General features: G+C 36.5%; 13 protein-coding genes. All 13 read left to right on the forward strand.

From position 1 onward, the window contains the following. The first annotated feature begins 325 nt into the window (after positions 1 to 325). Positions 326 to 796 carry a ribosome maturation factor RimP gene (gene rimP, locus DM800_RS15305; RefSeq protein ID WP_000359099.1) on the forward strand — a complete coding sequence of 157 codons (471 nt, stop codon included), beginning with the start codon at positions 326 to 328 and terminating at the stop codon, positions 794 to 796. Positions 797 to 813: 17 nt separating this feature from the next. Further along, the gene (gene nusA, locus DM800_RS15310) at positions 814 to 1,920 is read left to right on the forward strand and encodes a transcription termination factor NusA (protein WP_000102596.1); all 1,107 of its coding nucleotides are present in this window, start codon (positions 814 to 816) and stop codon (positions 1,918 to 1,920) included. Between the two features lie 11 nt (positions 1,921 to 1,931). Next, positions 1,932 to 2,204 (forward strand): RNase P modulator RnpM, encoded by a 273-nt coding sequence (gene rnpM, locus DM800_RS15315; protein ID WP_000071127.1) that lies wholly within the window; start codon positions 1,932 to 1,934, stop codon positions 2,202 to 2,204. Then, positions 2,205 to 2,516, forward strand: a complete 312-nt coding sequence (locus tag DM800_RS15320; RefSeq protein WP_001286521.1) for a YlxQ family RNA-binding protein — start codon at positions 2,205 to 2,207, stop codon at positions 2,514 to 2,516. 4 nt (positions 2,517 to 2,520) lie between these two features. After that, positions 2,521 to 4,581, forward strand: coding sequence for a translation initiation factor IF-2 (gene infB, locus DM800_RS15325; RefSeq protein WP_000036353.1), 2,061 nt, complete (start codon positions 2,521 to 2,523; stop codon positions 4,579 to 4,581). Continuing rightward, positions 4,578 to 4,859, forward strand: a complete 282-nt coding sequence (locus DM800_RS15330; RefSeq protein WP_000582364.1) for a DUF503 domain-containing protein — start codon at positions 4,578 to 4,580, stop codon at positions 4,857 to 4,859. The genes infB and DM800_RS15330 overlap by 4 nt, the downstream gene beginning before the upstream one ends. Before the next feature lie 15 nt (positions 4,860 to 4,874). Next, the gene (rbfA, locus tag DM800_RS15335) at positions 4,875 to 5,231 is read left to right on the forward strand and encodes a 30S ribosome-binding factor RbfA (RefSeq protein ID WP_000776445.1); all 357 of its coding nucleotides are present in this window, start codon (positions 4,875 to 4,877) and stop codon (positions 5,229 to 5,231) included. Between the two features lie 86 nt (positions 5,232 to 5,317). Further along, positions 5,318 to 6,241 (forward strand): tRNA pseudouridine(55) synthase TruB, encoded by a 924-nt coding sequence (gene truB, locus DM800_RS15340; protein WP_147787123.1) that lies wholly within the window; start codon positions 5,318 to 5,320, stop codon positions 6,239 to 6,241. 43 nt (positions 6,242 to 6,284) lie between these two features. After that, a complete protein-coding gene (ribF, locus tag DM800_RS15345) occupies positions 6,285 to 7,256 on the forward strand; it encodes a bifunctional riboflavin kinase/FAD synthetase (protein WP_098856881.1) in 972 nt (323 codons plus the stop codon). Positions 7,257 to 7,356: 100 nt separating this feature from the next. Continuing rightward, complete coding sequence (gene rpsO, locus DM800_RS15350; protein ID WP_001229392.1) at positions 7,357 to 7,626, forward strand: 30S ribosomal protein S15; 270 nt, start codon at positions 7,357 to 7,359, stop codon at positions 7,624 to 7,626. A 160-nt stretch (positions 7,627 to 7,786) separates the two neighbouring features. Next, positions 7,787 to 9,925 carry a polyribonucleotide nucleotidyltransferase gene (gene pnp, locus DM800_RS15355; protein WP_046957398.1) on the forward strand — a complete coding sequence of 713 codons (2,139 nt, stop codon included), beginning with the start codon at positions 7,787 to 7,789 and terminating at the stop codon, positions 9,923 to 9,925. A gap of 152 nt (positions 9,926 to 10,077) precedes the next feature. Continuing rightward, a complete protein-coding gene (locus DM800_RS15360; protein WP_088064282.1) occupies positions 10,078 to 10,977 on the forward strand; it encodes a polysaccharide deacetylase family protein in 900 nt (299 codons plus the stop codon). Between the two features lie 86 nt (positions 10,978 to 11,063). Further along, complete coding sequence (locus DM800_RS15365; RefSeq protein WP_000593006.1) at positions 11,064 to 12,305, forward strand: M16 family metallopeptidase; 1,242 nt, start codon at positions 11,064 to 11,066, stop codon at positions 12,303 to 12,305. Positions 12,306 to 12,350: the final 45 nt, after the last annotated feature.

Here is a 12,350-nt window from a genome sequence, read left to right on the forward strand (position 1 = left end):
AAAATTCTTTGCAAATCAACATTTGCTATGGTATACTATTAACCGAGATAACCATGTCATGTATATTGTGTAAAAAAAAGAGTGGGGAAACCCACTCTTTCGTGTTACTATCTACGTTTTATTGATGTGGAGAGGTAAGAAATTTCTGTCGTATATACATATTTTGTTACAAGTTTTACTTCTTAAATTTGGTAATACTAAGACAGATATTCCCTGCTTAACGGCAGGGGCTTTTGTTAGCTAACGAGAAAGAATAAGATGGACCGTTTTTATGGACGGGGTCTTTTCTTGTAAATGGTACATGGCGGCAGGAAGGAGGCTGTTTATGGATAAGAAAGTCACAGAAGTTGTAGAAGCATTTGCGCAGCCAATCGTTGAAGAGTTAAATCTTGAACTTGTAGATGTAGAGTATGTGCAAGAAGGACAAGACTGGTTCTTACGCGTATTCATCGATTCTGAAAAGGGAGTCGACATTGAAGAATGCGGTGCGGTAAGTGAGCGTTTAAGCGAAGCTTTAGATAAAGAGGATCCAATTCCTCATCTTTACTTTTTGGATGTATCATCTCCTGGAGCGGAACGCCCATTAAAGAAAGAGAAAGACTTCCAGCAAGCGGTAGGAAAACAAGTGGCAATTAAAACATATGAGCCGATTGATGGTGAAAAAATGTTTGAAGGAAAGCTACTTTCCTACGATGGTACTACAATTACATTATTATTAACAATTAAAACACGTAAAAAAGAAATCCAAATTTCAATGGATAAAGTTGCAAATGCGCGACTTGCTGTTACGTTTTAGTTAGAAGGGGGATCTTCATGAGCACTGAGTTGTTAGATGCCTTGCTCGTATTAGAGTCAGAAAAAGGAATTAGCAAAGATATTATTATTGATGCGATTGAAGCAGCGTTAATCTCTGCTTATAAACGCAATTTTAACCAAGCACAAAACGTTCGTGTGAGCTTTAACCCAGAAGTGGGAACAATTCAAGTTTTAGCACGTAAAGACGTTGTTGATAATGTGTTTGATCCACGTCTTGAAATTTCTGTTGAAGAAGCAAGACAAATTAATCCAAACTATCAAGATGGTGACGTACTAGAGATTGAAGTAACACCAAAAGATTTCGGTCGTATTGCAGCACAAACTGCAAAACAGGTTGTAACACAACGAGTGCGCGAAGCAGAGCGTGGTGTTATTTACTCTGAGTTTAGTGACCGTGAAGAAGATATCATGGTGGGTATCGTACAACGTCAAGATGCTCGTTTCATCTATGTAAGCTTAGGGAAAGTAGAAGCTTTATTACCTGTAAGTGAGCAAATGCCAAACGAACAGTACAAACCACATGATCGTATTCGCGTATTCATTACGAAAGTAGAAAAAACAACGAAAGGACCACAAATTTACGTATCACGTACACATCCTGGTCTTTTAAAACGTTTATTCGAAATGGAAGTTCCTGAAATTTATGATGGAACTGTTGAAATTCGTTCTGTAGCACGCGAAGCAGGCGATCGCTCTAAAATTTCTGTACATGCAGAGAACATTGATGTTGATCCAGTAGGTTCTTGTGTAGGACCGAAAGGACAACGTGTACAACGCATTGTAGACGAACTAAAAGGCGAAAAGATTGACATCGTTCGCTGGTCAAATGATCCAGTAGAATATGTTGCAAATGCTTTAAGCCCATCACAAGTTGTTAAAGTGCTTGTAGATGAAGAAGAAAAAGCAACAACAGTTGTTGTTCCAGACCACCAACTGTCATTAGCTATTGGTAAGCGTGGACAAAATGCACGTCTTGCAGCTAAATTAACAGGTTGGAAAATTGATATTAAGAGTGAGTCTGATGCGAAACAACTTGGTATTGTAACAGAAGAAGATAGCGTAATCGCATTCGGATTCGATTCAGTTGAAGACGAAATCGAATAGAGGTGATGAGTATGAGCAATCGAAAAGTTCCGTTACGAAAATGTGTTGCAACGCAAGAAATGAAATCAAAACGAGAGCTCGTTCGCATTGTTCGTTCCAAAGAGGGAGAAGTGTCCATTGATTTAACTGGAAAGAAATCAGGACGAGGTGCTTATTTATCAAAAGATAAAGAAAGTATTCTTCAAGCCCAAAAGAAAAATGTTTTGGAACATCATCTAAAAGCGAAAATCGACGGTTCTCTATACGAAGAGCTTCTTGAGCTTGTTGAGAAGGAGTCGAAATAAGTGTCCGATTGGAAATCGTTTTTAGGACTAGCAAACCGGGCTCGGAAAATTATTTCGGGTGAAGAACTTGTTTTAAAAGAAGTACGAAGTGGCAAAGCAAAACTTGTATTGCTATCTGAAGATGCGTCAGCAAATACTACAAAACGCATCACGGATAAAGCGACGTATTACAACGTACCAATGAGAAAGGTCGAAAATCGACAACAATTAGGGCATGCGATTGGGAGAGACGAGCGAGTCGTTGTAGCTGTGTTAGATGAGGGCTTTGCGAAAAAGCTGCGTAGCATGCTCGATACAAATTACCGGGGGTGAAGGTATGAGTAAAATTCGAGTGCATGAATATGCAAAACAACATAATATCTCAAGTAAAGATCTTATGACAAAACTAAAAGAAATGAATATCGAGGTTTCGAATCATATGACAATGTTAGAAGATGAAGTAGTAAATAAATTAGATAATGCGTATCAAACTGAAAAACCTTCTGTTGCAGATGAGTTTGAAGTAGAAGAAAAAGTTGTTCGTAGTAAAAAGAACAGCAATAAGAAAAAGAAAAAAGGCAAAGGAAATGAAGACAAACGTCAAGATAACTTTGCTGGAAGACAACAAACACAAACTGTAGAAACACCAGATAAAGTTACTTTCTCTGGAAGTCTTACAGTAGGTGAGCTTGCTAAAAAATTAAGCAAAGAGCCATCTGAAATTATTAAGAAGCTCTTTATGCTTGGAATTATGGCAACAATTAACCAAGACTTAGATAAAGATACAATTGAGTTAATTGCTACTGATTATGGTATTGAAGTAGAAGAAGAAGTAGTTGTAAGTGAAACTGAATTTGAAACATTCATCGATGAGCAAGATGATGAAGAGAACTTAAAAGAGCGTCCAGCTGTAGTTACAATTATGGGGCACGTTGACCATGGTAAAACAACTTTACTTGACTCTATCCGTAATTCAAAAGTAACTGCAGGCGAAGCAGGTGGAATTACTCAGCATATTGGTGCATACCAAGTTGAAGTAAATGACAAGAAGATTACATTCTTAGATACGCCTGGTCACGCGGCATTTACAACGATGCGTGCTCGTGGTGCGCAAGTAACGGATATTACAATCCTTGTTGTTGCAGCTGATGACGGTGTTATGCCACAAACAGTTGAAGCAATTAGCCATGCGAAAGCAGCTGGAGTACCAATTATTGTAGCTGTGAATAAAATGGATAAACCAGCGGCAAATCCTGATCGTGTAATGCAAGAATTAACAGAATATGAATTAGTTCCAGAAGCTTGGGGCGGAGATACAATTTTCGTACCAATTTCTGCAATTCAAGGTGAAGGAATTGACAACTTATTAGAAATGATTCTTCTTGTAAGTGAAGTAGAAGAATATAAAGCAAATCCAAACCGCTATGCAACTGGTACTGTAATCGAAGCACAGCTTGATAAAGGTAAAGGAACTATCGCGACATTACTTGTTCAAAACGGTACACTTCGAGTTGGAGATCCAATCGTTGTTGGTACTTCATTCGGACGTGTTCGTGCAATGGTAAGTGATATTGGTCGTCGTGTAAAAGTTGCTGGTCCATCAACTCCTGTTGAAATTACAGGTTTAAACGAAGTACCACAAGCGGGAGATCGTTTCATGGCATTCGCTGATGAGAAGAAAGCTCGTCAAATCGGTGAATCACGTGCACAAGAAGCGTTACTTGCTCAGCGTGGTGAAAAATCTAAATTAAGCCTTGAAGATTTATTCCAACAAATCCAAGAAGGCGATGTAAAAGAAATTAACTTAATTGTGAAAGCAGACGTACAAGGTTCTGTAGAAGCAATGGCAGCGTCACTTCGTAAAATTGATGTTGAAGGTGTTAAAGTTAAAATTATCCATACAGGCGTAGGTGCGATTACAGAATCTGATGTTATTTTAGCTTCTGCATCTAATGCAATTGTAATTGGATTTAACGTACGCCCTGATGTGAATGCGAAGCGTACAGCTGAATTAGAGAATGTTGATGTTCGTTTACACCGTATTATCTATAAAGTAATCGAAGAAATCGAATCAGCAATGCAAGGTATGCTGGATCCAGAATTCGAAGAAAAAGTAATCGGTCAAGCGGAAGTACGCCAAACATTCAAAGTAACAAAAGTTGGAACAATCGCAGGTTGTTACGTAATTGACGGTAAAATTACACGTGATAGTGGCGTGCGTATTATCCGTGATGGCGTAGTAATTTTCGAAGGACAACTTGATACGTTAAAACGTTTCAAAGATGACGTAAAAGAAGTTGCACAAAACTATGAGTGTGGTATTACAATTGAGAGATATAATGATCTTAAAGAAGGGGACATCATTGAAGCGTACATTATGGAAGAAGTGAAGCGATGATTATCGCTTCACTCTCATTCGAGTGTATGATTTACGATGTGCATTCTTTAAAAGAGAAACGAGCAATTTTGCAACGGGTGCTAACTCGTGTGAAGCAGCGTTATAATGTAGCTGTTTCAGAAGTAGGGCATCAAGATGTATGGCAACGTACAGAAATTGCAATTGTTTCTGTATCCTCTAATCGTGTTATTTGTGAAAAAGAAATGAATCGTGTACTCGAGTACATCGATTCATTTCCTGAAATTGAACGTACAATAACACAATTGGAATGGTATTGAATGAGGTGAAGAGTTATGAAATTACGTGCAAACCGTGTAGGCGAGCAAATGAAAAAAGAATTAGGCGACATCATCAGTCGTAAAATTAAAGATCCACGTGTTGGATTTGTTACAGTAACAGATGTACAAGTGAGTGGAGATTTACAAATTGCTACAGTATATATTTCTGTTTTAGGTGATGAGGAACAGAAAGAAAGTACATTAAAAGGTTTAGCGAAGGCAAAAGGTTTCATTCGTTCAGAAATTGGCCAGCGTATTCGTCTTCGTAAAACACCGGAAATTTCCTTTGAGTTTGATGAGTCTATCGGATATGGTCATCGAATTGATACACTTTTACATCAAATTAATAAAGACGGTAAACGTGAAGAATAATGGATAGACATTTGTCTATCCATTTTTTCAATGCAAAATTAAATTTGGATAATTACTATGAAAGAATTATGATGAGGTGAACATATATGGAAGGTGTAGTATTATTACATAAGCCAAAAGGCATGACATCACATGATTGTGTATTTAAATTAAGAAAGATATTGCGTGAGAAACGAATTGGTCATACAGGAACATTAGATCCAGATGTAACAGGAGTATTACCTATTTGTGTAGGACGAGCAACGAAGATTTCACAATTTTTAACAAGTGAGACGAAAACATATGAAGGTGAAGTAACACTTGGATTTTCAACGACAACTGAAGATGCTTCTGGTGAAGTTGTTGAAAGGAAAAATGTAGATCGTGTTATTACTCGTAAGGAAGTAGAAGGGGCTCTTGCTGCATTAACAGGTACGATTGAACAAATGCCTCCGATGTTTTCAGCTGTAAAAGTTAACGGAAAAAAATTATATGAATATGCAAGAGCAGGACAAGAAGTTGAACGTCCAGTTCGTACAATTACAATTCATGAATTTGTATTACTAGATGACCGTGAAGTGTTTGAGGGAGAAAATATTTCATTCCGTTTCCGTGTAACGTGTAGTAAAGGGACATATGTAAGAACGTTAGCAGTAATGATTGGTGAAAAACTTGGTTTCCCATCACATATGTCTCACCTTGTAAGAACAGCTTCTGGTGAGTTTTTATTAGAAGATTGCATATCATTTGAAGAAATTGAAGAAAACGTGCAAAATGGAACAGTAGAGTCTATCTTCATTTCAATTGATGAAGCATTAAGTAAGTTTCCGAAAATGGTTGTAGATGAAAAGCAAGCAGAGAAAATAAAGAATGGTATGTTCTTAAAAAATGAATTGCAAATAACGGCGCCATTTATAACAGTGTTTGATACAAATAATCGTTGCCTTGCAATTTATGAGCACCATCCAAAACACCCTGGTATGCTAAAGCCGATGAAAGTACTTGTGAATAATCAAGAACTAAAGCTATAATGAATTATTGGAAGGATTATTACAGAAAAAGGTGAATTCAAGCGTGAAACTTATTCATTTAACTCATCCACATGAACAAAATAAATTAGAATTACCACCTACTGTAATGGCATTAGGATTTTTTGATGGCATTCATTTAGGACATCAATGTGTGATTCGAACTGCGAAACAAATAGCTGATGAACGAGGATATAAAAGTGCAGTTATGACATTTTATCCGCACCCATCTGTTGTTTTAGGAAAAAAGGAAGCGCATGCGGAGTATATTACACCAATGTGTGATAAAGAAAAAATAGTCGAAAACTTAGGGATCGATATATTATATGTTATTAAATTTGATGAATCGTTTGCAGGCTTATTGCCACAACAATTTGTAGATGATTATATTATTGGTTTGAATGTAAAGCATGTAGTAGCAGGGTTTGATTATTCATATGGACGTTTAGGAAAAGGAAAGATGGAGACTTTACCATTTCATGCAAGAGGGGAGTTTACACAGACTGTGATTGAAAAAGTTGAATTTCAAGAAGAGAAAGTAAGTTCTACAGCATTACGAAAGTTAATTCGAAATGGCGAAATGGAACAAATTCCATCTATTTTAGGTAGAGCATATACAGTAGGGGGAACGGTTGTACACGGTGATAAGCGTGGACGTCAAATTGGTTTTCCCACAGCTAATATAGGTTTAAGTGATGAGTATCTATTACCACCTGTAGGTGTTTATGCAGTGAGATTAAAAGTTCAAGATGAATGGTACGATGGTGTATGTAATATTGGATATAAACCAACTTTTAAAGAAGATGAGCGTCAATTATCTATTGAAGTGCACTTATTTGAATTTAACAAAGACATATATGATCAAAATGTTACAGTAGAGTGGCATATGCGTATAAGAGAAGAAAAGAAATTCAATGGCATCGATGAGTTAGTTGAACAAATTGCAAAAGATAAGAAAATAGCACAAGAATATTTTGCGAACGAAAAGAATATACTTGCTTTTTCAAATGAAAAGTAGTATTCTATGTTATGTACTTTATGACAACCATTGCTTGGCATTGCGACTCACCGACGCTTGCTAGGTAATTGGGGGTTTAATTAATAGGAGGTGAAATAGGATGGCTTTAACACAAGAGCGTAAAAATGAAATCATTGCACAATTTAGAACTCATGAGACTGATACTGGTTCTCCAGAGGTTCAAATTGCTGTCCTAACGGAGCAAATTAACACTCTAAACGAGCACTTACGTACTCACAAGAAAGATCATCATTCACGTCGTGGTCTATTAAAGATGGTTGGTAAACGTCGTAACTTACTAACTTACCTTCGTAATAGCGATATCACACGTTACCGTGAATTAATCACAAAGCTTGGCTTACGTCGATAGTCAAAGAAGCGGGAATATTCCCGCTTTTTTGTTAGGTAAAAATATATCTTCTACCCTTTATAGCTTACTTCATTTTCGGTAATACTAGAGGTAGAATATTGTGATATACTATCCATTTACATAGAAGAATTGAATACTTTAAATTGAGAGGGGTACTTAAATGAGTCAAGAAAAGCAAGTCTTCTCGATAGATTTAGCTGGTCGTCAGCTAACAGTTGAAACAAGTCAGCTTGCGAAGCAAGCGAACGGAGCAGTATTAGTAAGATATGGCGATACAGCGGTTCTATCTACAGCAACTGCATCAAAAGAACCAAAAAATGTAGATTTCTTCCCACTTACAGTAAATTATGAAGAGCGTTTATATGCAGTCGGAAAAATTCCTGGCGGTTTCATTAAACGTGAAGGTCGTCCGAGTGAAAAAGCAATTTTGGCAAGTCGTTTAATCGACCGTCCAATTCGTCCGCTTTTCGCAGATGGTTTCCGTAACGAAGTACAAGTTGTCAGCATAGTAATGAGTGTTGATCAAGATTGTTCTTCTGAAATGGCAGCTATGCTTGGTTCTTCATTAGCGTTATCGATTTCAGATATTCCATTTGAAGGCCCAATCGCGGGTGCAACAGTTGGTCGTATTAACGGCGAATTCGTTATTAATCCAACAGTAGAACAGCAAGAACAAAGTGATATTCACCTTGTTGTAGCTGGTACGAAAGATGCAATTAACATGGTTGAAGCAGGAGCAGATCAAGTGCCTGAAGAAACAATGTTAGAAGCAATTATGTTTGGACATGACGAAATTAAACGTCTAATTGCATTCCAAGAAGAGATTGTACAAGCTGTAGGTAAAGAGAAATCAGAAGTGAAACTTTATGAAGTTGACGCTGATCTTAATCAAGCTGTACGTGAAATGTCTGAGAAGGATATGCATTCTGCAATTCAAGTACATGAGAAACATGCACGTGAAGATGCAATTAACGAAGTGAAAAAGCGTGTAATTGAGCATTACGAAGCGCAGGAAGCTGACGCTGATACATTAGGACAAGTAAGTGAGATTTTATATAAAATTGTAAAAGAAGAAGTACGTCGTCTTATTACAGTTGAAAAAATCCGCCCAGATGGCCGTAAAGGTGACGAAATCCGTCCATTAGCATCAGAGGTTGGTATTTTATCTCGTACACACGGTTCTGGTTTATTCACACGTGGACAAACACAAGCATTAAGTATTTGTACATTAGGTGCATTAGGCGATGTACAAATTTTAGATGGTCTTGGTGTAGAAGAATCAAAACGTTTTATGCACCATTACAATTTCCCATCATTTAGTGTTGGTGAAACAAGACCGATGCGTGGACCAGGTCGTCGTGAAATTGGTCACGGTGCACTAGGAGAACGTGCTCTTGAGCCTGTAATTCCATCTGAAAAAGATTTCCCATATACAGTACGTCTTGTATCTGAAGTTTTAGAATCAAATGGTTCTACTTCACAAGCAAGTATTTGTGGTAGTACTTTAGCAATGATGGATGCTGGTGTTCCGCTTAAAGCTCCAGTTGCAGGTATTGCAATGGGTCTAGTTAAAACTGGTGAGCATTACACAATTTTATCTGATATTCAAGGTATGGAAGATCATTTAGGTGATATGGACTTTAAAGTAGCAGGTACAGCAAAAGGTGTAACTGCACTGCAAATGGACATTAAAATAGATGGTCTATCTCGTGAAATTTTAGAAGAGGCATTACAACAAGCAAAAGTTGGTCGTGTGCACATTCTAAATCATATGTTATCTGTTATTGCAGAGCCACGTACTGAATTATCAGCTTATGCTCCAAAGATTATTACAATGACAATTAACCCAGATAAAATCCGTGACGTTATTGGGCCGAGCGGTAAACAAATCAATAAAATTATTGAAGAAACTGGCGTTAAAATTGACATCGAGCAAGATGGTACAGTATTCATTTCTTCAATAAATCAAGAAATGAATGACAAAGCTAAGAAAATTATCGAAGATATCGTTCGCGAAGTACAAGTAGGTGAAATCTACGAAGGAAAAGTGAAACGTGTTGAGAAATTCGGTGCTTTCGTTGAATTATTCAGCGGTAAAGACGGATTAGTTCACATTTCTGAACTTGCACTTGAGCGTGTAGGTAAAGTAGAAGACGTTGTGAAAATCGGTGATGTAATTACAGTTAAAGTTATCGAGATTGACAAGCAAGGTCGCGTGAATCTATCTAGAAAAGTATTGCTAAAAGAAGAGCAAGAAAAAGAAGCTGCTAAAGAAGAAAACAAACAAGAGCAGCAATAAGTAAAAGCCAGTTAAACTGGCTTTTTTTGTTATGTAAAAAATATGATTTACATATATTTTTATGTCAGTATAGGTATAGTTTTCATTATAACGCTCAAATTAACAAAGATAAGAAGAAAAAAGGTTTTTATATAGTTAATGGGAGGGTTTATATGAAAGCTCGAGTATTGGCATACATATGTATATTCTTTTTATATGTCAGTGTAGGCTCTTATTCCGTTTTTGCACAGGATAACTTATATGAAGAAATTCAAAAACATGCAAAACAATATGAGATTGCACCTCAAAATGCGATGATTGATAAGATATGGAAATCAACACCAGGATATAATGGAAGACAAGTTGATATCGAAGCATCCTATAATAATATGAAGAAACTAAAGAAATTTGATCAAAGAAATCTTGAATTCAAGGAAGTATCACCGAGTGTCCACTTAGAAGATTTATCACCAGCCCCAATTTATAGGGGACATCCAAATAAAAAGATGGTGGGATTAACAATAAATGTGGCGTGGGGAAACGAGTATTTGCCTCGTATATTAGAAATATTGAAAAAACATGATGTGAAAGCGACTTTCTTTTTAGAAGGACGTTGGGTGAAGGAAAATTTGCGATTTGCCAAAATGATTGTTGATGCAAATCAAGAAGTCGGAAATCATTCTTACACACACCCTAATATGAAAACGCTATCTTCTGATGAAATCCGAGATCAGTTACAAAAAACAAATCGAATGATCGAAGCAGCTACGAATCAAAAGGTAAGATGGTTTGCTCCGCCGAGTGGAAGTTTTCGGGATGAAGTCGTGAAAATTGCAGATGATTTCCAAATGGGAACGATTATGTGGACTGTAGATACAATTGATTGGAAGCGACCTGAGCCAGAGGTACTATTGCAGAGAGTGATGAGAAAAATACATCCAGGTGCTATCGTATTAATGCATCCAACGTCATCTACAGCAGAAGCATTAGATACAATGATTACAAAATTGAAGGAACAAGGATATAAAGTAGGGAATATAACAGAATTACTGGATGAAAAACGTGTGGATTAAATACATTTGCATGACATTCATCCTTAAACTTGTTATCATTAAATAATAGCACTTATTTAGAGAAACTGGCAGTAGGAGGAAAGTTTTTGATTAAAAAATATACTTGTAAAAATGGTGTAAGAATTGTTATGGAGAATATACCAACTGTAAGATCGGTTGCGATTGGTATTTGGATCCATGCGGGATCAAGAAATGAAAATGAAAAAAATAACGGGGTTTCCCACTTTTTAGAGCATATGTTCTTTAAAGGAACAGAAACACGTAGTGCACGCGAAATTGCAGAATCATTTGATAGCATTGGTGGGCAAGTGAATGCTTTTACTTCAAAAGAATACACTTGTTATTATGCAAAAGTGCTAGATGAGCATGCTAAATATGCTTTAGATGTATTAGCAGATATGTTCTTTAATTCAACATTTGATGAGGAAGAACTGAAAAAAGAGAAGAATGTCGTATGTGAAGAAATTAAAATGTACGAAGATGCTCCAGATGATATTGTGCATGATATGTTAACGAAAGCAACATATGAAACGCATCCGCTTGGATATCCTATTTTAGGAACAGAAGAAACGCTTGATACGTTTACAGGTGATACGCTACGCCAATATATCAAGGATCATTACACACCTGAAAATGTCGTTGTTTCAGTTGCAGGAAATATTGATGAAGCCTTTTTACAAACAGTAGAGCAATATTTCGGTAGTTATGAAGGAACAACAAATCGTGAACAAGTACATAGCCCAATTTTCCATTTTAATAAGGTAGCACGTAAAAAGGAAACAGAACAAGCTCATTTATGTTTAGGATATAAAGGCTTACAAATGGGACACGAAGATATTTATAACTTAATTGTATTAAATAACGTTTTAGGCGGTAGTATGAGTAGCCGTTTATTCCAAGAAGTACGTGAGCAACGCGGGTTAGCCTATTCAGTATTTTCTTACCATTCTTCTTATGAAGATACAGGTATGTTAACGCTGTATGGTGGAACAGGTAGCCAACAATTAGATACACTGTATGAAACAATGCAAGAAACATTAGAAACATTGAAAAATACAGGTATTACAGAAAAAGAGCTTATTAATAGTAAAGAGCAATTAAAAGGAAACTTAATGTTAAGTTTAGAAAGTACGAATAGCCGTATGAGCCGTAATGGTAAAAATGAATTGCTACTTCGTAAGCATCGTTCACTTGATGAGATTATTGAAAGTGTAAACACAGTAACAAAAGAAAATGTTGATGAGTTAATTCGTAACATGTTTACAGATGAATTCTCTGCAGCATTAATTAGTCCAGATGGAAAACTTCCAAAAGGAATAAAACTATAATTGCTTTATATGAAGTATGTAAAAATAACCGTATCTCTTTTAAAT

It is taken from the genome of Bacillus sp. AY18-3 (assembly GCF_008042305.1).
Taxonomy (GTDB): domain Bacteria; phylum Bacillota; class Bacilli; order Bacillales; family Bacillaceae_G; genus Bacillus_A; species Bacillus_A wiedmannii.

Coding starts and splice junctions, on each gene's coding strand:
- rimP (WP_000359099.1), top strand. CDS start 326: ATGGATAAGAAAGTCACAGAAGTTGTAGAAGCATTTGCGCAGCCAATC.
- DM800_RS15360 (WP_088064282.1), top strand. CDS start 10,078: ATGAAAGCTCGAGTATTGGCATACATATGTATATTCTTTTTATATGTC.
- DM800_RS15330 (WP_000582364.1), top strand. CDS start 4,578: ATGATTATCGCTTCACTCTCATTCGAGTGTATGATTTACGATGTGCAT.
- rnpM (WP_000071127.1), top strand. CDS start 1,932: ATGAGCAATCGAAAAGTTCCGTTACGAAAATGTGTTGCAACGCAAGAA.
- rbfA (WP_000776445.1), top strand. CDS start 4,875: ATGAAATTACGTGCAAACCGTGTAGGCGAGCAAATGAAAAAAGAATTA.
- infB (WP_000036353.1), top strand. CDS start 2,521: ATGAGTAAAATTCGAGTGCATGAATATGCAAAACAACATAATATCTCA.
- rpsO (WP_001229392.1), top strand. CDS start 7,357: ATGGCTTTAACACAAGAGCGTAAAAATGAAATCATTGCACAATTTAGA.
- nusA (WP_000102596.1), top strand. CDS start 814: ATGAGCACTGAGTTGTTAGATGCCTTGCTCGTATTAGAGTCAGAAAAA.
- pnp (WP_046957398.1), top strand. CDS start 7,787: ATGAGTCAAGAAAAGCAAGTCTTCTCGATAGATTTAGCTGGTCGTCAG.
- truB (WP_147787123.1), top strand. CDS start 5,318: ATGGAAGGTGTAGTATTATTACATAAGCCAAAAGGCATGACATCACAT.